Genomic DNA, 18937 nt, shown 5'->3' with positions numbered 1-18937 from the left:
TACGTGGTGTCAAGATGCTTATAAAGATGGGGAAGAAGTATGATAATTTTCGAAAATGTGTCCAAAGTATACCCAAACGGGGTCAAAGGACTGCAAAACATCAATTTGACGATCGAAGAGGGAGAATTTGTCTCCATCATCGGTCTGAGTGGGGCAGGAAAAAGTACCTTATTACGTTCGATCAATCGTTTAGTGCCGATCACAGAAGGGGATATCCGCATAAATGAGACATCGATCACTAAGGCAAGCAAGAAAGAATTACGGTTGATCCGCCGCCAAATCGGATTGATTTCTCAAAGTTTCAATTTAGTCAAACGCAGTACGGTTCAAAAAAACGTCCTATCTGGACGCTTAGGCTATTATTCAACTTGGAAAAGTATTTTAGGATTATTTTCAAAAGAAGACTATCAACGAACAAAGGAAGCACTGGCAACGGTTGGATTGCTGGATAAGCTGCAGACCCGCAGTGATCAATTGAGTGGTGGCCAGCAACAACGAGTGTCCATTGCAAGAGCTCTTGTGCAACAAGCGCCGATCATTCTGGCAGATGAACCCGTGGCTTCACTGGACCCGATCACGACGGAAAAAGTCATGCAGGATTTGAAAAAAATCAATCAAGAAATGAAAAAAACAGTGATCGTCAACCTTCACTCCGTCCCGCTGGCACGGTCTTACTCCACACGAGTCATTGCTTTGAAAGCGGGAGCGGTTGTTTTTGATGGTGTGCCGGAAGCATTGACAGATGAACGGTTGGAACAGATTTATGGCAAGGCGATTTTTGAAGAAAAGGCAGGAGAAACCCATGAAATTGAAAGAGACCGTTCACTTTAAGTGGTACAAGAACCTGCTGATCTTGCTCTTCTTAATTCTTTGCTTTCAAAGCAGTGCATGGATCACAGGGGCTGACTTTGCGCAAGTCTGGTCCAATTCCAGCCAAGTAACGGCATTTTTTGCACGTTTCTTGCATCCGGATTTTAGCTATTTACCGAAATTAGTCTCACCAATGCTTAAAACATTGGAAATGTCTTTAGTTGGAACGGTCATCGGTGTCTGTGTCGCTATACCTTTCAGCTTTCTGGCTACGACAGTCATTACGGAAAATCGCTGGCTTTCGACGATCTTTCGCTTTTTATTGGGGCTGATTCGGACGATTCCTAACTTATTATTGGCGGCATTGTTCGTCGCCATCTTTGGGATTGGGGAAGCAACAGGGGTTCTGACGATCGCAGTCTTTACATTTGGGATGGTTTCCCAGTTGATGTTCCAAGCAATTGAAACAATCGATTTTGGCCCGATTGAAGCTGCTGCGGCGGTCGGAGCCAGCAAATTGCAGATTGCTGTCTGGTCAGTGGCCCCTCAAGTCATCAGTCAGTTTGCCAACTATACATTTTATGCTTTTGAAGTCAATGTTCGGGCCTCCACGGTTCTCGGATATGTCGGTGCGGGAGGGATCGGTGTCATCCTGAATTCTTCTTTGGCTTTACTAAAATATGAACGAGTCTCCATCATCATTTTGACGATTTTAGTTACTGTGGCGATCGTAGACCAGTTAAGTGAACGAGTGAGGAGGTCCTTTCTATGATGATTCGCGAAGTGAGTAAAAAAACGTGGCTATTATGGGGTCTATTCCTCGTTCTCTTGCTGGTTTCTGCATTGGATTTAGACTATTCGGGGCTAAGCACTTTTTCATTGGCAATGGGCCGAGATGTGTTGAAAGGATTAAGTCAGCCAGACTGGTCATTTTTCTATGACGGCAGTGGGGAAGATTTGTTCAGTCTGCTGTTGTTAACGATTGGGATCGCCTGTTTAGGCACCATGATCGCAACGGTTTTAGCCATTCCTATCACATTATTGAGTGCGGCCAATCTCTGGTCAGCGACTCCTTGGGTTGCTAAAATCGGCAAATTTATCTGCAACGTCTTGCGGGCGTTTCCGGAACTGGTCTATGCGATTATTTTTGTTAAAGTCGTTGGTCCGGGACCTTTTGCCGGTGTGATGGCAATTGGTGTCCATCAAATCGGAATGCTGGGCAAATTGTTTACAGAAGAGATGGAAGCGATGGATGAACGGTTGACGGAAGAGATGCACGCAGTGGGTGCGAACTTCTGGCAGACTATGTTTTTTGTTCGTGTTCCTTACCTAATGCCGATTTACAGTTCGTTTGCATTGAATCATTTTGAGATCGCTGTGCGTAGTGCGGCAACACTAGGCTTAGTTGGTGCAGGCGGAATCGGCGCACCTTTGATCTTTGCGATCCAGACACGAACTTGGAGCAAGGTTAGTATTATTTTGATCGGTGTAGTGATCACCGTCTTTGCTTTAGACCAAATAACAGGAATCATAAGAAAGAAATTGAGATAAAAGATGAATTTATTGCATATATCAGACATACATTTTCGCAGACAATACCCAGATTGCCAAGAGGGCTATCAAGGGATGCTAGCGGCCATGCAAAATCCGCTGATTCCATTAGAAGAATGCATTCGGCATGCGCAACAGCGAGGAAACATCGATTTGGTCGTTATCAGTGGGGACTTGACCGAAGATGGCGAGGTGGAAGATTACCGCTTCTTGAAAGAGTGGCTGCATGAGCGACTGGGAGAGGTCGAAATGATCGTCACTTTAGGCAATCATGACATTAAAAGCCATTTTCGTTTAGGTTGGTGCAGTACAGCGGCTTCCGAGCTGCCTTATAATCAAGTGAAGCGTTACTCAGACATGGCCATTGTGTCCTTTGATAATTCTTGCTATGGAGCGTCAGATGGCGTCGTTGATGAAGCGCAGTTCCAGTGGCTGCAACAGACGTTAGCGGAATTAAAAGAGCTGCCAATCATTTTTGTGACCCATCATCATTTACTGGCACAGCAAAGCTCAACACCAGTCTGGCCCGGTGCGGAACGATTATTGGATTTGTTGGCTTCATACAACATTCGCTGTATTCTCAACGGTCATACGCACCACGCTTTCACCGGCAAAGTTCAGGGGATTCCCTATTATACAGTTGCCAGCATGTCGTTTGTAGGGGAAGACGAAGGACAGGGAATCGTCCGCTTTGAAGAGCGGTATGGCTATAATCTTTATCGTTTTGAAGAAGGGAAATTGATCCATCAAACTTCTGAAAATTATTTGCCCAATCGGCTATTGAAAGTGTTAGATATGTCTCAAGACTAAAAACGGACTTGTCTCATCAATCAAAAGAAACAGTAAAAAGTACATCCGCGAAACATTGAAAAGTAGCGAATGTACTGTAGGCCTTCGACCTGCTTTCTGTTTATGACATTGATGGGACAGGGCCTTTTTTTGTTGGCTGAAAGGATGCGCAGCACTTCATTACTAAGTGGACCGGCAAAGACAGCTAAAAGGTTTTGATCACCTCGATGGTGCCATCTAAATGAAACAACAACGTGTACTGATTGTCGGTTTTGATGCCGTCAAAACGGCGAGCATAGTAGCAGACAGCATCTTTGAGGGTTTGCGTCGTTACTTCTAAAAAGGCGGCACATTCGAGTAATGTTTTACAGCCTTCTTCAAAACAGGCGATGATGTCGTAAGGCGTGACTACGATCGTCGCACCAACATCTCGAGCCTTACGTTCCTGCTTGCGTTTTTCATTGGTATCTTGGGCAGTGATATCTCCCACGCTGGTTAAGTAGTGTCCAATTTCCTCCCCGATGGTTCCTAACAAGTCTGCTTTTGATTGTTTAGGATTCAAATAAATATGTTGATCGATATATAAGCCTTGTTGTCCTTCTGGCATATTTTTGTCAAAAATAAAATGCAGATCTGGGTAGGCAGCCATTAGTTCTTCAACTCTATCCATAGCTATCAATCCTTTTGAGTGTGCCGCTGTTTTATAAAATCAATATAATTCAGAATGTCTTCCATTTGTTCATCGGTTACATTTTCATCAATATGGGCAGCAACTGTTTGTACCCGTTTAGAGGGCGGAGCAAAGTTAGCCAGAGACTGTCGCCCTAATAGGTAGTCTGTGGAGACTTGGAACAATTCAGCCAATTTTACAATCGTTTCCCCATCAGGCTCGTTGCGATCATTCTCAAAATGCGAATAGGCAGCCCGGGTGATCCCTAAATGATCAGCAATCTGTTGCTGTGTTTGATTCATACCTAGCCGAAGTGCCTTCAGTCGTTTACCAAGCATAGCAATCCCTCCTTTTTCATTAGTATATCATAGGTAGATACGATGTGTATCTTTTTTTGCTTCAATCGAGATACGTGTCGTATCTTTTTAATTGACGATATGATACGTATCGAATATACTGCAAATAGATGATACGTTTTGTATCTAAAAAAGAGAGAGGGGTTATCTATGGATCAAACAGTTGCCGCAGTCGTTTTACCTTCCTTGATTACCGGTGTTCTAACCTACTTTGCGACTCGGGTGTCGAGCAAAGCCAACTTAGAGCAGACCAATATAGAAAATGCCAAGATTTTATATGAAAAGTATGAAAAACTCAATCTCGAATTGGAAACAAAAGTAGCTGAATTAGAAACTGCCGCCAGTAGCGACCGGAAAGCCCACCAAGAAGCACTCATTATCTATCAGGCAAAGCTAGCCAAAGCCCGTAACAAACAAGCTCTCTTAATTGCAGAAAACCAACAGCTGAAAGAAAAATTGGCTGTTAAGGATCAGAAAAAGGGATGAATGATTTAGATGAGAGAAACTTGGACTCGTTTCTGGGGGAAGACATGGCATAAAGTGAAGGATTGGAGAGCATTTTACTAAGGATATACAGAACGAGTCCACTTCACTAATAAAGAGAAGTAAACTAGAAACTGGTTAAAGATATTCTGAAACAGTAGTAAATGATTACGAGGAAAAGCTATCCATAAACAAGGATCACGTTGCGGTCTTTGCTATGGGATGGATGAATAAAGAAAAGAAACACTTGTTGCGATTATTTAAGCTCTAAATAAATACGTTTGTAACCTTTAAAAGAAAGAATAATCGGAATCACAAGAAATGCTGCTCGAGAACAACCAGTGCGCCAATAAAGTGGCATGTTTATGAATCAATTCATTCCGGTAAATCGTATAAAGAAGTTGAAGTAATAATCGGATTCAGTCAAAGTACGTTTTTCAGAATAAAGAAAAAATCGAAGAGGGGAATTTCTCTACGGTTTTTGATGAATACTAATTATTATTCTCTTACCTACTTTCTATTATTGTGTTGGATGAAGTGAATAAACACTGAAAGGACAATTTTATACATTGTTTAGTCATGTATAATTGTGTATTGTAATGGTATAAAAGTAATTAATTGAAATGAGGTGGGTGAAAATGCTGAATAAGATTAAAACGATGTGTGTGTGTTCTGTGATAATTTTAGGTGTTGGAACTATTGGGAATACTGTAGCAATTGCATCAGAAGTTAACACCAATACAAATGAAAATGAGTATGTAGATGAAGAAGGAACATATGGTGTACCACTAGAATATCTTTCAGATGATGTCATAGCAGAGATCAACAATATAACTTTCCAAGACCTAATGAATTTAGCAATTGAGAGAGGTTATGATCCAGAAGATATTTGGACCAAAGAAGAAATTGAAATGAATACCAGATCAGTCATGCTGCGTAGAGGCGTAAATAAAATGATTGTAATGAGCAATGACTTGAAGTACCTGTATGTAGATAGTTCGTATTCAAAAGCAGCATTAGCTCTAGGAGTTGGGGCTTTATCAAGTCTATTTTCACCAATCGCAGGTGTTTTCGCATCGACTGCGGCAGCGTTCTTGATAGATAAAGCAGGAAGTGTGGATCTCAACAAAGGAGTAATTATAAGATTTTCGCGGAATAAAGCCCATCTCTTAGTTCCAACTGCTATATGGACACAGGATAGCTAGTATGATCGAAGGTGAATGAAGTGATGGTAGATAGAAAAAGAAAAATAGCTTATATAATAACATTCATAGCACTACTATTTTTGTTATTAGGATTTAGGTATTTTCCAAATCACGATACGATGATTATTGTTGCAGTCCTATTTTTAATAATACTTAATGATGAAATAGCAACGCTAATATTAAAAATCTGGAAAAAAATGTAGTCACCATTAAAATCACTCAAAAATAATTGAGTGATTTTTTTCAATAGAAAATCCCATGAGTCTATAGGAGGTCGACAAAAAAACAGATGGTCCAGCTTTTTAGCTGACCATCTGTTCTTTGACGTACTCGGCATACAATGGATGAGTGGCAATCAATTCTGTGTGTCGGCCGTTTCCGGTAACGGCGCCTTTTTCGATGAAATAGATTTGATCTGCATCGACGATGGTAGATAAGCGATGGGCGATCACGAGGGTAGTACGACCTTCCATCAAATGGTCGAGGGCCCGTTGGACTTTTTCTTCCGATTGGGAGTCAAGACTGGCGGTCGCTTCATCTAACATCAATATTTTGGGATTTCGTAGAAAGGCACGAGCGATGGCGATCCGCTGTTTTTGTCCGCCAGATAGTTTTACCCCGCGCTCGCCAATCTCTGTCTCTAATTGGTCTGGAAAATCTCGGACGAATTGATCTGCGTAAGCAAGGGAAAGACCCTGCCATAGCTCATCTTCCGATAACGTGCGATCCAGTCCATATTGGAGGTTGTCGCGAATGCTGCCGGCAAAGACGGCACTATCTTGGGAAACGTAACCAATCTGTGAGCGCCAAGCTTGAAGGTCTAATGACTGGATCGGTTTTCCACCAATTGTGATCATGCCGCTATCTGGTTGGTAAAAACGTTCCAATAAGGCGAAGATCGTTGACTTACCGCCACCACTAGGACCGGCAAAGGCAATCACTGTATTCGGCTTGGCTTCAAAAGAAACTTCATTGAGAATCCTCCGTTCTTCGTTGTAACTGAAGCTGATATGTTCTGCTTTTAATACTTGGCCTTCCACATTGACTGTTTCTGTGGCAGTGAAAGATTCACTTGGTGTGTCAAGTATTTCTTGAATGCGTTCGGTTGCCCCCATGGCTTTTTGCACTTGTGAAAAGAACATGGCGAAAGTCGTAACGGGAGCGATGATGTTGAAAAGATACAACAAAAAGGCAACTAAAGCACCGCTAGTTAATGTGCCGGCTTGGACTCTAACCGCTCCATAGCCTAGAATCCCAACAAATAAACCCAGCATTGCAGTCATCATGATCGGTTGTAGAACGGCCTCAACTTTGGCGTCTTTGACACCTAATGAGAAGATGCTTGTAATCAAGCGGCGACCGCTCTCTTGCTCGCTTTTTTCTCCGTTGCTGGCTTTGATCAACCGAATTTCGGCTAGTTTCTCACTGGCATCTGCATTGAAATTTGCGGTGGCCGCTTGCAGTTGCCGTCCTAGTTTGGACATGATTTTTCCAATCGGCAACATGATCAATGCGATGAGGGGAACCGCGCTAAACATGAAGGCTGCCATCTTCCAATCCATCCAAAATAGGATCACCATTGATCCTACCAACTGAATGGCACCTGTGACGAAATTGGGAAACTGAGTAGTGACCAGATCTTTGATGACGGAAGTATCATTGACAAGTCTTGAACTGCTTTCACCGGATTTGTGGGCATCGAAATAGCCGACAGGCAAATGCAGCAGATGGGTCCAGAGTCGTTCTCGCAACGTTTTGACGGCACTTTCTCCTACGTATCGTAAGAGAAAGCCGCCGATCGTTCCTAAACCCAGTTGTAATGCAAATGCGACAATCAAAACGATGACCATATTGGAACTAAAAGTGGGGGTGCCACTAGTATCGACCAATTTTTTGGTTAATTGCGGAACGATCAAACTGGCACCACTTGTTAATAAGCTGAGAAACAAACCCAATGCAAAAAGCGATTTTTTGGGATTGACACTCGTGATTAATTGGATGAAATTTTTTAATTTAAAACTTGTTGCAGGGGTTGGTTGATTTTGGTGAATTTGACTTTCTTCTTGCATGGTTGTCCTCCTCTTCTAACGAGTACCTTCATAAACGTTAGAAGTTCATTTCCTTGTTTTTTACTAGAAATCTTTCCATTCATCGGTAGGGTGTTCCGAGTCCGAGTCTGTTGGTTTTTGCTTGCGGGGATCAAAGGAATCATTATTGAAAAAATCACCGTGCCATGGATGGTGAAAATCGTTTCTTCCACCTCGCCCAAATGGTGGGAAGCCAGGCATTCCGTGATGACCTCTAAAAGGCATTTGCCGCATCGCATCTCTCATTTCTTTTTTCATTTGGCGCCGTTCTTCATTGCTCATGGATTGCCAATCCCCACCCCAGTGATCCATCATGCTTTCCCGGAGATGTTGCATGGCTTGCAAGCGATCCATTGGGTCAACGAAGCGCTCGGCTTGTTGCTGAAAATCCGTTTCCCAACCGGCAGCAATTTTTTGCAAATAGTCACTGAAGAGTTGTTGCTCTTCTTCAGTTAAACCAGCAAAAAAGATTTCACTGCTCGCTTCTTCTTTATTGGTACTTAGCTTTTCAGCTTTGCTGCGTCCGGTGTCAGTTAAATAAATCCGTTTGATCCGCTTGTCTGCTTCGTCTTCTTTTCTTTCAATATCACCTGAATTTTCCATTTTCTTCAATAATTCTGCTAACGAACTAGGTCTTAAATCAAGCACTTCTGCCAAATAGTTTTGGACTAATCCATCTTCTAGCTTTAGGATCGCCAGCACCCGTTGCTGACCGGAAAGCCGTTGTTTCCGTTGACTTAAAAAAGCATTTCGTGCTTCACTTATGAATTGTAATTGTTTCATTAGCTGATTTGTTAAGTGACTCATAGTGCATTCCTCATTTCTTATTTTATAAAGTTCGGTACCTAACTTTATTTCGGATTTATTATAGTTCGGTACCGAACGTTTGTCAACCCATAGATATGATTTAAGAAAAGATAATCAGCCGCATCTCGTTCAAAGGAGGATCTAGCACAAGATGAATCGCAATTTTTAAAGAGGAAATTTTCCTCAAAAAGAGCGCCAAGAAAATGAGAAAGATGCGCTTATGTGGGAAATTTCAGGAAATATCACTTGGTGGTAAAGAAGGGGTAGCTGTCGTCGTTCATTTATTTTTATTTTTATATATTGACAAAACGAAAGCAAATGATAATATAAGAGTGCAAATAAAAATGCAAAGGAGCAAGCAAATGATTGAATTAAAAGAATTAGCCAATATGGTAGATCATACGTTATTGAGAGCGGATGCTACCAAAGAAGAGTTTCAAAGACTTTGCCAAGAAGCAGATGATTATGGTTTTAAGATGGTAGCAATCAATTCTTATCCAGTAGCAATCTGTCGGGAGTTTTTGAAAAACAGTAAGGTTCATGTGGGAGCGGCTATCGGTTTTCCATTAGGACAAACGACCATCGAAACGAAAGTATTTGAAGTAGAAGACGCCATCAAAAACGGGGCCGATGAAATCGACTATGTCATTAATATTGGTCAATTGAAAGATGGCAATTTGGCATATATTCGTGAAGAAATGAAAGCAATCGTAAATGCATCTCGTGAAGGCGGAATTATCAGCAAAGTTATTTTAGAAAATTGTTATTTGACAGATGATGAAAAAATGGCGGTTTGCCAGATAGCAAAGGAAGTCAAACCTGATTTTGTTAAAACGTCAACCGGATTTGGTACAGGAGGCGCAACGATTGCAGATGTTCAATTAATGAAAAAAGTGGTCGGCAACGATGTAAAAGTGAAAGCTGCCGGAGGTATTCGTGATTTGAACACTGCATTAAAAATGATTGAAGCAGGAGCGGAACGCTTAGGGACTAGTTCAGGTATCAAAATTATCGAGGAATATCAGCGAGAGGGGTAGAGAAATGACAAAAATACGTGATCTATTGAAACCAGAGTTTATTCATTTTGATTTGCAAGCGACCACGAAAAATGCTGCAATTCGTGAACTTACGAACGCCTTTGTAACGAAAGGCGTGGTCGAAAATGATAGCGTTTACTTATCGGCGGTCATGAAACGAGAGGAAGAAAGTACGACAGGGATCGGTTTTGGCGTAGCGATTCCCCACGGAAAAAGTACCGCGGTGACGAAGCCTGCGTTAGGGTTTGGTCGAAGCCAGAGGGGTATTGAATACGACTCCATGGACAATAAACCAGTTCATCTCGTGTTTTTGATTGCTGTACCGGAAACGTCAAATGATGAACACCTGAGAATTCTTAGTCAGCTGTCTCGAAAGCTAATGCATGAGGAGGTCCGCCAAAAGTTAATGACCGTCACAACTGTCGAAGAGATTTATCAGATGTTTGAATAAGGGAGGCTAAAAAAATGAAAGTTGTGGGAATTACTTCGTGCTCAACTGGAATTGCGCACACGTATATGGCGGCAGAGAGTCTAGCCATTGCGGCCAAGAAACGTAATATTGAGATCAAAGTTGAAACACAAGGTTCGATTGGGGCAGAGAACGTTCTAACAGAACAAGAAATCGCCGCTGCAGATGTGGTTATCATTGCTGCCAGCACCTCGGTCAATAAGGAACGCTTCAATGGCAAACGCTTGTTGGAAGTAGATGTTACAGAAGCGATTGATCATCCGGATGATTTGTTGGATCGCGGAGCAAATGCCCCTATTTACTCAACGGTAACAGAGGATAAATCAGAAGCCAAAGCGGCAAAAAGCGGCATCTATAGTCACTTGATGACAGGGGTCTCGTATATGATTCCATTTGTTGTCGCTGGTGGAATTTGTATTGCATTAGCTTTCGCATTCGGGGGAATCAACGCGGAAGGAGAACTCGCTTCAGCGATCAATGAGTTGGGCGGAATTGCGATGGGGCTGATGTGGCCAATCTTGGGTGGATATGTGGCATTCTCCATTGCGGATCGTCCAGGTCTTGTTCCCGGAATGGCTGCAGGAATGATTGCCTCATCGATGAATGCCGGATTCTTAGGCGCACTATTGGGGGGCTTTTTAGCTGGTTACACTGTTTATTGGCTGAAAAAAGTGCTGAAGCTGCCAGCTGCATTCTCTGGTTTGCTACCTGTTTTGATCCTTCCAGTGGTCTCGATCTTATTCGTAGGTCTAATCATGAAATTTATTGTCGGTATTCCGATTACAGCACTAAATGAAGGAATCACAAACTGGCTTAATAGCTTGTCAGGAATAAATTCTGTTTTACTTGGTCTGCTTTTAGGCGGGATGATGGCGATCGATCTGGCAGGTCCGATTGGGAAAGCCGCTTACTTCTTCGGCGTCGCTTCGTTAACCAATCTAGGAGTTGGCGAAACCAGTACAGTCATGGCGGCGGTCATGATTTCAGGAATGGTACCGCCACTAGCAATGGCACTATCATCAACGATTTTAGGGAAAAATTTATATAGTAAAGAAGAACGTGAGGCAGGTAAATCCGCCTGGGTCTTAGGCTTATCTTTTATCTCTGAAGGAGCGATTCCTTTCGCGGCTGCCGATCCACTGCGGGTGTTGGCATCAGTGACGGTTGGTTCAGCGATTACCGGTGCGTTGTCCATGATCTTCCAATGTGGCATCGCAGTGCCTCATGGCGGATTCTTTGTGTTCTTGATTCCGGGAGCAGTAGAAAATGTTCTGTTATATATCTTAGCATTAGCAATCGGAACCATCATCAGCGGCTTTTTGGTAACCGCCGTAAAAGTATTCTCTCAGAAGAGACAAGCAGCAAAGGAGTAAGGATGACATGACAGAACGAATTAGGATTTGTTTAATAGGAACAGGCAGAGCAGGCATGATTCATGGAAAAAATTTCGCTGGCCGTGTTAAAAATGCAGAATTGATTGCTTTATGTGATCCCTCGAAGGAAAGTTTGGAGACCGCACAAAAGGAAGTGGATTGTCCTTACCTGTATCAAGACTATCATGAGGCTTTGCAAAATCCTGCGATCGATGCCGTGGTGATCGTCACTCCGACGGTCTATCACAAAGAAATTGCGTTGGCAGCAGCAACTGCTAAAAAACATATTTTTTGTGAAAAGCCATTAGCGATGGATGAATCAGAGTGTTTAGCGATGATCCAAGCAGCCGAAGAAAATCATGTGAAATTGCAGGTTGGGTTTATGCGCCGTTTTGACGCCAGCTTCCAAGAAGCCAAAAAAGTAGTCGATTCTGGCGTAATTGGCGATGTGGTTATGGTGAAATCCCTGACCCATGGTCCGAGTGAACCAAAACCGTGGATGTTTGACATTCATAAAAGTAATGGACCGATCGGCGAAGTAAACAGTCACGATTTTGATACCCTACGTTGGCTGACAGGCAGTGAGGTGACCAGCATCTATGCGAATGGCGGGAATTATCGCTCACCAGAGGTAAGAAATGAGTTTCCAGATTATTACGATACAGTCGCCATGAATTTGCGTTTTGAAGATGGCAAACTAGGCCTAATTGATGGTGCTCAATATGTTCAATACGGGTATGATGCTCGGACTGAGATTTTGGGAACCAAAGGGAGTATTTTAGTGGGGGATCAAGGGAAGCACAATATTGTCGTCGCAACCAGCAACCAGCAACTGATTCGACCAACTATGCACAGCTGGATGTATTTGTTTCGAGAAGCTTATATTGCAGAGGATCAAGCATTTGTTGATTGCATTCTGAAAGATACCGCGCCTCAATGCACGGGACATGATGGCTTGATGGCCGTTCGATTAGTTAATGCCGGGTTGACGTCACTGTTGGAAAATAGAATTGTTGAGGTGGAAAGATAAATGAAAGCAATCCAATTATTGGGCAAAGAAAAGATTCAATTGACTGACATAACAAAACCGGAAATCACTGAAAAGGAAGTATTGATAAAGGTTAAAGCCGCGTCCATTTGCGGCACCGATGTTCGAATGTATAAAAATGGTTATCCAACCGCAAGCGAGGCAACCCCTTTGACATTAGGTCATGAAATCGCTGGTTGTATTGCTGAAGTTGGCTCTGCCGTTGATTTTTATCAAGAAGGAATGCGGGTAGCCATCGCGCCAAACATGGGCTGTGGCATCTGTGATCAGTGTGTCAGCGGCAACACTCATTTATGCGAAAGCTATCAAGCTTTTGGGATCAATCTGCCAGGTGGTTTTGCAGAATACTTAGTCGTTCCAGAAAAAGCTGTTCGCCAAGGAAATATCTCATTGCTCCCAGATGAATTGTCTTATGAAGAAGCGGCTTTGATCGAACCATTTAGTTGTGTATTCAATGGGCAAGAAATAGCAGGTAATCAACCGGGGGACAATGTCTTGATCATCGGTTCAGGTCCAATCGGCATCATGCATGCGATGCTAGCTCGGGCAAGAGGAGCCGGTAAAATAATGATGAACGATCTATCGGAAGCCCGTTTGGCAGATGCAAAGGAAATGATTCCAGACTTGATTCCATTGACCTCTGATGGATTACAGGAAAAAGTCTTTGCCAAAACTAATGGTCAAGGGGTGGATCTATGTATTATTGCTGCACCAGCACCACAGGCACAAGAAGCAAGTTTCAGTTATATGGCGACAAACGGCCGCTGTCTATTTTTTGGTGGTTTGCCGAAGGAAAAAGAAGAAGTAAAATTGAATACAAACATCCTTCATTACAAACAGTTGCGAGTATTCGGCTGTACCCGTGCTAGCTTGAAGGGCTATCGAACCTCCGCACAGCTAGTTGCAAGTGGTAGAATTCCGTTGAAAAAATTGATTACAAAACGTTACGCAATCAATGAGTTTCCTCAGGCGCTTGAAAATGCTATCAATGCAGTAGGGTTGAAAAATGTCATTGTCTTTGACGAATCATTTTAGTTCGATTGCTTCCATTTTCATTTTCTTTTATAATGAAACAAAACACAAAAAGGTGATAAAAAATGGACGACCAATTATATGCAGAGGAAAGAAAACAGTCAATTGTTAAAATAGTCAATGAAAAACATCGGATGCAAGTTACTGAGCTGGCGGAACTTTTCAATGTGACGGGTTCAACGATCCGCAATGATTTGCGAGAACTTGAGAACGAGGGGTTAGTGACCCGGACACACGGTGGCGTGATCAAGCGTGAATTTCAACGAAGTGTTGAGACGATCCCCAAAAATCGAGCCTTTACCAATGAAAAATACCGCATCGCTGAACGTGCGGTACGATTGATCGAAGAAAATGATATTTTGGCGATCGATACGGGCACCTCTTGCCGTGCTTTTGCAGAAAAATTGATCAACAGTCCACTGAAGCATTTGACGATTTTGACCTATGATTTGGAGATTGCCTTATTGATAAGTGAGAAAACCAATTATCAAGTGCAAGTTATTGGCGGTACCATTCGAAATGGCTATCCCTATGTTTCAGGTAGTTCAGTAGCGTTGGGATTAGCCGGTTTTTCTGTAGATAAAGTGATTCTAGGCACCACTTCTTTTGACAAGAATTATGGGCATTCAACCCCTAATTACGAAACTGCTGAAATGAAGAAAAGCTTAATCAATATTAGTCGGATCAAAATTGTTCTATGTGAATCCAACAAGATCAATCAGCGGAGTTTTAAGCAATTTGCTACACCAGATGAATGCGATTATTTGATTACAGATTCGCAGATTACAAAAGAACAGCAAACCGATATTGGTGGATTGAATGTCAATGTATTGATAGCTTAAAGGTATTGCGCAGCACCGAGGGGCACTGGTTTACAGAAAGTGTGTTCTAAGGAATGGGGTTGAAGGTTGTGCTTTCGGACGATGACGGATCAGTCTTCTAAACCATTTGATTTGTTTTATAAAAAAAGCCACGTTCTAGTGTTTCTATGAAGCGACCCCAAAAGTTAGATTAAAAAACCTAACTTTTGGGGTCACATCATAGTCTTTCTAGGATGTGGTTTTATTTTGATCGGATAATTTTTCTAAAATGGTTTCGGCAACGGCTTGTGGAATGCCCGCTTGTTGGATCTCTGCCACGGAAGCAGCTTGAATGTTTTTCAACGATTTGAAGGTCTTCATTAGCTGTTGCTTACGTTTCGGTCCTAAGCCAGGAATCTCATCCAATCTTGAAGAGAAGCTATTCTTACTGCGTAATTGCCTGTGGAAAGTAATGGCAAAACGATGGACCTCATCTTGGATTCTTTGCAACAAAAAGAATTCGACGGAATTTCGTTCGAGCTGGATCGGCTGCAGGGCATCGCCAAACAGTAACTCACTAGTTTTATGTTTATTGTTTTTGACCAGACCAGCTACTGGAATATCTAATCCTAACTGGTTATGCAAGACATCTTGTGCGGCACCTACTTGGCCTTTCCCACCATCGATCACGATCAGGTCAGGAAAGGGTAATTTTTCTTTTAAAACCCGGGAATAACGCCGGTAGATTACTTCTTGCATGGAACCATAATCATCGCCGCCTTGTGCGGTTTTGATTTTGTATTTTCGGTAATCATCTTTTGACGGCTTGCCGTCTACAAAGACGACCATTGCAGAAACTGGATCGGTTCCCATGATGTGAGAGTTATCAAACGCCTCGATGCGATAAGGGGCGGCAATGCCCATGGCTTCGCCTAATTTTTCCACCGCACCAATCGTTCGTTCTTCTGTCCGCTCGATAAGAGCAAACTTCTGATCCAATGCGATTTGCGCGTTTTTATTGGCTAAATCGACCAGTTTCTTCTTATCGCCTCGTTGCGGTTGCAAGACTTTGGTTTTTAACAGCACTTCTAGGGGTTCCCGTTCAATCGTTTGGGGGACAAAAATTTCTTTTGGTATAAAGTGCTCATTTTTTTGATAAAATTGTCCGATGAATGTCAAAAAGTCTTCTTCTGCTTCATTGTAGAAAGGAAACAAGGAGACTTCTCGCTCAATCAATTTTCCTTGGCGGATAAAGAACACTTGGACACACATCCAGCCTTTGTCCACACTGTAACCGAAGACGTCGCGATCAAGCAGATCGGTCAAAGTCATCTTTTGCCGGGTCATGACAGTATCGATGGCTTGGATTTGATCTCGCAATTCTGCAGCACGTTCAAATTCAAGGGATTCGATCGCTGCGCCCATTTTTTCCTTTAGTTCTTTTTGGATCTCAACATGTCCACCGTGGAAAAAGTGTTTGACTTGATCAACGATTTTTCGATATTCCTTGGGGTCCATGTGATGAACGTAAGGGCAGACGCATTGTCCCAGATGATAGTAAAGACAAGGACGCTTTTGCGATGCCCCACATTTGCGTAATGGAAACAAGCGATCCAAGATCCGTTTTGTTTCATTCGCTGCTCGGGCATCCGGATAAGGACCAAAGTAAAGCGCACCATCTTTCAACACTTTGCGAGTGATGATCAGTTTCGGATAGCGTTCATTCGTAACTTTGATAAATGGATAGGACTTGTCGTCCTTTAACATGATATTGTATTTTGGTTTGTTTTTTTGAATCAGATTGATTTCTAATAGAAGTGCTTCGGTATTGGATTCAGTCACGACATATTCAAAGTCGGCGATTTCTTGAACCAAGCGCTCTGTTTTCGTGTCATGACTTCCTGTAAAATAGGAACGGACACGATTTTTTAAAATTTTCGCCTTCCCCACATAAATGATCGTTCCATTTTTGTCTTTCATCAAGTAACAACCAGGTTGATCGGGTAAGAGAGCTAATTTGTTTTTGATCTGTTCCTTCATTTCAGGGTCCTTTCTAAGTGGCGCGCACATTTGTTTTGCTTGTTGTAGGGGAACATCAGAGCCCATTTTATTCTATCACAAAATAATTAAGAAACAATGAATGAGTTTTTTTACCAAAAAAATCCACTCAATCGTAAGAAAAGATTAAGAAGTGAGCAAGGACAACGAGAAGTCGTGAGCTATTCTGGGTATTCTTGCCAGTCTCTGATAAACGAGGCACAAGCAGTCAACTCTTTATAAGAATCACGGGGCCGTTTGATCAAATAAAACTGCCGCCGGTACTGTTCACCTAACTCTTTATAGGGAATTTCCCCCGCAGCTCGTACCGAGATAATCGAGGAACCAAAGCCTTTTTTCAACAGCGCCACGATCATCTCGTTATTGGCGATTTCTAACACCGGAGTCTGGATGTTTTGCTCTTCTAAATAGCGTTTCATATAATAGTAAACCCCGGAACTTTGCTCTCGGACAAGCCAAGGACCTGCCACAGGATCTCCCGCCAATACCAGACGGTCACTCATTAAAGGATAACGCTCCACAGTGGAGGCGGACAACGGTTTTTCAATGATCCCTAGATCAAGCTCATGCTGTTCTACAGCATGCAAGACAGCCGCCGAATTTATCATCTCCACTTGAAATTGGATGTGGGGAAAGCGAGCATATAAGCCTATCAGCAAATCCGGCAGCAAGTAGATCGCAAAAGTATGGGAAACGCCGATCCGACAGGGAATCAGCTGTTGCGTACCTTGTTGGATCTCTTGATACAGGTGTTGCCAATCATCTAACAGGTTCAAGCTTCTTTGATAAAGGAGGTGCGCTTGTGGGGTTGCCGCAATGTTCATACGGCCATTTCGAATAAAAAGCTGGGTATTCAGTTCTTCTTCGAGCTGTTTGATATGGGCAGAGACGGTAGGCTGGGAAACAAACAATAACTCAGCCGCTTTCGAGAAGTTCTGAGTTTCATAAACGATTTTGAAGGTTTCTAGTTTTTCTAATATTGTAATCACTTCCATTATAAAATCCTATTAAAACTATTATATCAATAAATCTTATAGATGGAAATTGCTGTGTATAATAGAGAGATAGGATGAAAGGATGGACCAGAATGAATGCTTTAAAAATCAAACCTGCCAAGTTGCAACCGTTTCTACCGGGGCTGCTTTTATCGATTGTGGTAGCGGCGGTAGCGAAAATCTTGGCACTTTGGCTGCCGCAATTAGGTGGAGCGACCTTAGCGATTTTGTTAGGAATCGTTTTAGGCAATACGTTTTTCAATCAAAAACAGTATGCCCAAGGAACAAAGTTTGCGGAAAGTCGACTCTTAGAATACTCTGTCGTATTGCTAGGTTTCACCGTGACCTTTCAAACAATCAGCGAAATGGGTGTTCGTGGATTTATTTATATCGTTTTGATGATGTCAATCGTCATTACAGCGGCTTATTTCATTGGAAAAAAGTTAGGGTTCAATCAAAAAATGCGTTTGATGATGGCAGGGGGAAATGCAGTCTGTGGCTCTTCCGCAATTGGTGCGATTGCACCCGTGATTCAAGCCGATGACGAAGAAAAAGGACAGATCATCACCCTCGTCAATTTGCTGGGAACAGTGATGATGCTGACTTTGCCGTTTCTAGGTCTGGCATTGTTCGGTTCGGACGTTTTGCAAAAAAGCGCACTGCTGGGAGGAACCTTGCAATCCGTAGGGCAAGTTGTAGCAGGTGCCAGTTTGCTTGATGCCGAGATCGTCAAATATGCGATGCTGTTTAAAATTTCTCGGATCATTTTATTGGTTGTGGTGGTTCTGATTTTTGAACGAATCGCCTCTCAGCAAAACCAATCCGTATCTACGGTAAAACAAAAGCGTTCCCTACGTATTCCCTGGTACGTCATCGGATTTTTGCTGATCTGTATCTTGAACAGCTTTGTTGCCTTGCCAAGTTGGTTGAATGATGCTGCACATTTTATCAGTACATGGTTTGAAACCATCGCCTTGGCAGCGATTGGCCTACGCTTGGACTTCCGTAAATTCATGAAAGAAGGACCGAAGTTTCTTTTTTATGGACTTTCAGTCGGTTTGGTCCAAACCGTTGCCGCCCTTAGCTTGATCTGGTTGCTGAAAATTTAATTGAAGCTGTAAAAAAAGGGGCTGTGCCATAAGTCTCCGACAAGTAACACGATCCGAATAATATCTATTATTGCTCCTGCGGTGCAGTGGCTCCTCGTCGCAAAAGTTAGAGGAATCTATGGCAATAGAAAAGTATTCGGTTTAACTTGTTGGATGATGACTTATGTCACAGTCTTTAGTATTGCTCCTGCGGTGCAGGGACTCCTCGTCGTAAAAGTCCGAGGAATCTATGGCAATAGAAAAATATTCGGTTTAACT

At 42.6% G+C, this 18937-nt stretch carries 19 protein-coding genes and 1 pseudogene; 14 read left to right on the top strand and 6 right to left on the bottom strand.

The window, feature by feature from the left end; genetic code table 11:
* Positions 1-39 precede the first annotated feature (39 nt).
* From phnC to Q0A12_RS01635, 4 genes are read left to right on the top strand one after another with little or no spacing between them, the layout of a single operon-like run.
* Positions 40-831 (top strand): phosphonate ABC transporter ATP-binding protein, encoded by a 792-nt coding sequence (phnC, locus tag Q0A12_RS01650; RefSeq protein WP_291290981.1) that lies wholly within the window; start codon positions 40-42, stop codon positions 829-831.
* A complete protein-coding gene (phnE, locus tag Q0A12_RS01645) occupies positions 803-1582 on the top strand; it encodes a phosphonate ABC transporter, permease protein PhnE (protein WP_291290980.1) in 780 nt (259 codons plus the stop codon). Before phnC ends, phnE (Q0A12_RS01645) begins: the two co-directional genes overlap by 29 nt.
* Complete coding sequence (gene phnE / locus Q0A12_RS01640) at positions 1579-2361, top strand: phosphonate ABC transporter, permease protein PhnE (RefSeq protein WP_291290979.1); 783 nt, start codon at positions 1579-1581, stop codon at positions 2359-2361. The genes phnE (Q0A12_RS01645) and phnE (Q0A12_RS01640) overlap by 4 nt, the downstream gene beginning before the upstream one ends.
* Before the next feature lie 3 nt (positions 2362-2364).
* Complete coding sequence (locus Q0A12_RS01635) at positions 2365-3171, top strand: metallophosphoesterase (protein ID WP_291290978.1); 807 nt, start codon at positions 2365-2367, stop codon at positions 3169-3171.
* A gap of 184 nt (positions 3172-3355) precedes the next feature.
* Here Q0A12_RS01635 and Q0A12_RS01630 read toward each other — a convergent pair whose 3' ends face one another.
* Together Q0A12_RS01630 and Q0A12_RS01625 are read right to left on the bottom strand one after the other, a co-directional pair.
* The gene (locus Q0A12_RS01630) at positions 3356-3820 is read right to left on the bottom strand and encodes an ImmA/IrrE family metallo-endopeptidase (protein WP_291290977.1); all 465 of its coding nucleotides are present in this window, start codon (positions 3818-3820) and stop codon (positions 3356-3358) included.
* Positions 3821-3825: 5 nt separating this feature from the next.
* Complete coding sequence (locus Q0A12_RS01625; protein ID WP_291290976.1) at positions 3826-4158, bottom strand: helix-turn-helix transcriptional regulator; 333 nt, start codon at positions 4156-4158, stop codon at positions 3826-3828.
* A gap of 168 nt (positions 4159-4326) precedes the next feature.
* On the opposite strand from Q0A12_RS01625, the gene Q0A12_RS01620 reads away from it, so the two are divergent.
* The 3 genes and pseudogenes from Q0A12_RS01620 to Q0A12_RS01615 all read left to right on the top strand — a co-directional run bounded on the left by Q0A12_RS01620 (position 4327) and on the right by Q0A12_RS01615 (position 5864).
* The gene (locus Q0A12_RS01620; protein WP_291290975.1) at positions 4327-4662 is read left to right on the top strand and encodes a hypothetical protein; all 336 of its coding nucleotides are present in this window, start codon (positions 4327-4329) and stop codon (positions 4660-4662) included.
* Positions 4663-4948: 286 nt separating this feature from the next.
* Positions 4949-5113 (top strand): annotated as a pseudogene (locus Q0A12_RS16395) (recombinase family protein); the annotation flags it as partial.
* Positions 5114-5297: 184 nt separating this feature from the next.
* Positions 5298-5864, top strand: coding sequence for a hypothetical protein (locus Q0A12_RS01615; RefSeq protein ID WP_291290974.1), 567 nt, complete (start codon positions 5298-5300; stop codon positions 5862-5864).
* 302 nt (positions 5865-6166) lie between these two features.
* Here the strand turns inward: Q0A12_RS01615 and Q0A12_RS01610 are convergent, their stop codons facing one another.
* Positions 6167-7933, bottom strand: a complete 1767-nt coding sequence (locus Q0A12_RS01610) for an ABC transporter ATP-binding protein (protein WP_291290973.1) — start codon at positions 7931-7933, stop codon at positions 6167-6169.
* A 63-nt stretch (positions 7934-7996) separates the two neighbouring features.
* Complete coding sequence (locus Q0A12_RS01605; protein WP_291290972.1) at positions 7997-8758, bottom strand: MarR family winged helix-turn-helix transcriptional regulator; 762 nt, start codon at positions 8756-8758, stop codon at positions 7997-7999.
* Positions 8759-9120: 362 nt separating this feature from the next.
* Between Q0A12_RS01605 and deoC the strand changes: the two genes are divergently transcribed.
* The 6 genes from deoC (at position 9121) to Q0A12_RS01575 (ending at position 14559) form a co-directional block, all read left to right on the top strand.
* The gene (deoC, locus tag Q0A12_RS01600; protein WP_103300455.1) at positions 9121-9795 is read left to right on the top strand and encodes a deoxyribose-phosphate aldolase; all 675 of its coding nucleotides are present in this window, start codon (positions 9121-9123) and stop codon (positions 9793-9795) included.
* Positions 9796-9799: 4 nt separating this feature from the next.
* Complete coding sequence (locus tag Q0A12_RS01595; RefSeq protein WP_195957760.1) at positions 9800-10246, top strand: PTS sugar transporter subunit IIA; 447 nt, start codon at positions 9800-9802, stop codon at positions 10244-10246.
* 14 nt (positions 10247-10260) lie between these two features.
* A complete protein-coding gene (locus tag Q0A12_RS01590) occupies positions 10261-11637 on the top strand; it encodes a fructose-specific PTS transporter subunit EIIC (RefSeq protein ID WP_291290971.1) in 1377 nt (458 codons plus the stop codon).
* A gap of 7 nt (positions 11638-11644) precedes the next feature.
* Positions 11645-12667: a Gfo/Idh/MocA family oxidoreductase gene (locus Q0A12_RS01585; RefSeq protein ID WP_291290970.1), complete on the top strand. Its 1023-nt coding sequence runs from the start codon at positions 11645-11647 to the stop codon at positions 12665-12667.
* A complete protein-coding gene (locus tag Q0A12_RS01580) occupies positions 12668-13720 on the top strand; it encodes an alcohol dehydrogenase catalytic domain-containing protein (RefSeq protein WP_291290969.1) in 1053 nt (350 codons plus the stop codon).
* A 62-nt stretch (positions 13721-13782) separates the two neighbouring features.
* Positions 13783-14559, top strand: a complete 777-nt coding sequence (locus Q0A12_RS01575; protein ID WP_291290968.1) for a DeoR/GlpR family DNA-binding transcription regulator — start codon at positions 13783-13785, stop codon at positions 14557-14559.
* 207 nt (positions 14560-14766) lie between these two features.
* Here Q0A12_RS01575 and uvrC read toward each other — a convergent pair whose 3' ends face one another.
* Both uvrC and Q0A12_RS01565 read right to left on the bottom strand, forming a co-directional pair.
* Positions 14767-16557: an excinuclease ABC subunit UvrC gene (gene uvrC, locus Q0A12_RS01570; protein WP_291290967.1), complete on the bottom strand. Its 1791-nt coding sequence runs from the start codon at positions 16555-16557 to the stop codon at positions 14767-14769.
* 179 nt (positions 16558-16736) lie between these two features.
* Entirely contained in the window at positions 16737-17570 is an 834-nt protein-coding gene (locus Q0A12_RS01565; RefSeq protein ID WP_291290966.1) for a LysR family transcriptional regulator, read from the bottom strand.
* A 92-nt stretch (positions 17571-17662) separates the two neighbouring features.
* Between Q0A12_RS01565 and Q0A12_RS01560 the strand changes: the two genes are divergently transcribed.
* Positions 17663-18679, top strand: a complete 1017-nt coding sequence (locus Q0A12_RS01560; RefSeq protein ID WP_291290965.1) for a putative sulfate exporter family transporter — start codon at positions 17663-17665, stop codon at positions 18677-18679.
* Positions 18680-18937: the final 258 nt, after the last annotated feature.

The sequence above is a fragment of the Enterococcus sp. genome, assembly GCF_022711995.1.
In the GTDB taxonomy this organism is placed as follows: Bacteria; Bacillota; Bacilli; order Lactobacillales; family Enterococcaceae; genus Enterococcus_D.
The sequence above is the reverse complement of the archived record's forward strand: the minus strand, read 5'-3'. Positions and strand labels throughout refer to the sequence as shown.

Excerpts from the sequence above, each read along its gene's own strand:
- phnC (WP_291290981.1), top strand. The coding sequence starts at position 40 with ATGATAATTTTCGAAAATGTGTCCAAAGTATACCCAAACGGGGTCAAA.
- phnE (WP_291290980.1), top strand. The coding sequence starts at position 803 with ATGAAATTGAAAGAGACCGTTCACTTTAAGTGGTACAAGAACCTGCTG.
- phnE (WP_291290979.1), top strand. The coding sequence starts at position 1,579 with ATGATGATTCGCGAAGTGAGTAAAAAAACGTGGCTATTATGGGGTCTA.
- Q0A12_RS01635 (WP_291290978.1), top strand. The coding sequence starts at position 2,365 with ATGAATTTATTGCATATATCAGACATACATTTTCGCAGACAATACCCA.
- Q0A12_RS01630 (WP_291290977.1), bottom strand. The coding sequence starts at position 3,820 with ATGGATAGAGTTGAAGAACTAATGGCTGCCTACCCAGATCTGCATTTT.
- Q0A12_RS01625 (WP_291290976.1), bottom strand. The coding sequence starts at position 4,158 with ATGCTTGGTAAACGACTGAAGGCACTTCGGCTAGGTATGAATCAAACA.
- Q0A12_RS01620 (WP_291290975.1), top strand. The coding sequence starts at position 4,327 with ATGGATCAAACAGTTGCCGCAGTCGTTTTACCTTCCTTGATTACCGGT.
- Q0A12_RS01615 (WP_291290974.1), top strand. The coding sequence starts at position 5,298 with ATGCTGAATAAGATTAAAACGATGTGTGTGTGTTCTGTGATAATTTTA.
- Q0A12_RS01610 (WP_291290973.1), bottom strand. The coding sequence starts at position 7,933 with ATGCAAGAAGAAAGTCAAATTCACCAAAATCAACCAACCCCTGCAACA.
- Q0A12_RS01605 (WP_291290972.1), bottom strand. The coding sequence starts at position 8,758 with ATGAGTCACTTAACAAATCAGCTAATGAAACAATTACAATTCATAAGT.
- deoC (WP_103300455.1), top strand. The coding sequence starts at position 9,121 with ATGATTGAATTAAAAGAATTAGCCAATATGGTAGATCATACGTTATTG.
- Q0A12_RS01595 (WP_195957760.1), top strand. The coding sequence starts at position 9,800 with ATGACAAAAATACGTGATCTATTGAAACCAGAGTTTATTCATTTTGAT.
- Q0A12_RS01590 (WP_291290971.1), top strand. The coding sequence starts at position 10,261 with ATGAAAGTTGTGGGAATTACTTCGTGCTCAACTGGAATTGCGCACACG.
- Q0A12_RS01585 (WP_291290970.1), top strand. The coding sequence starts at position 11,645 with ATGACAGAACGAATTAGGATTTGTTTAATAGGAACAGGCAGAGCAGGC.
- Q0A12_RS01580 (WP_291290969.1), top strand. The coding sequence starts at position 12,668 with ATGAAAGCAATCCAATTATTGGGCAAAGAAAAGATTCAATTGACTGAC.
- Q0A12_RS01575 (WP_291290968.1), top strand. The coding sequence starts at position 13,783 with ATGGACGACCAATTATATGCAGAGGAAAGAAAACAGTCAATTGTTAAA.
- uvrC (WP_291290967.1), bottom strand. The coding sequence starts at position 16,557 with ATGAAGGAACAGATCAAAAACAAATTAGCTCTCTTACCCGATCAACCT.
- Q0A12_RS01565 (WP_291290966.1), bottom strand. The coding sequence starts at position 17,570 with ATGGAAGTGATTACAATATTAGAAAAACTAGAAACCTTCAAAATCGTT.
- Q0A12_RS01560 (WP_291290965.1), top strand. The coding sequence starts at position 17,663 with ATGAATGCTTTAAAAATCAAACCTGCCAAGTTGCAACCGTTTCTACCG.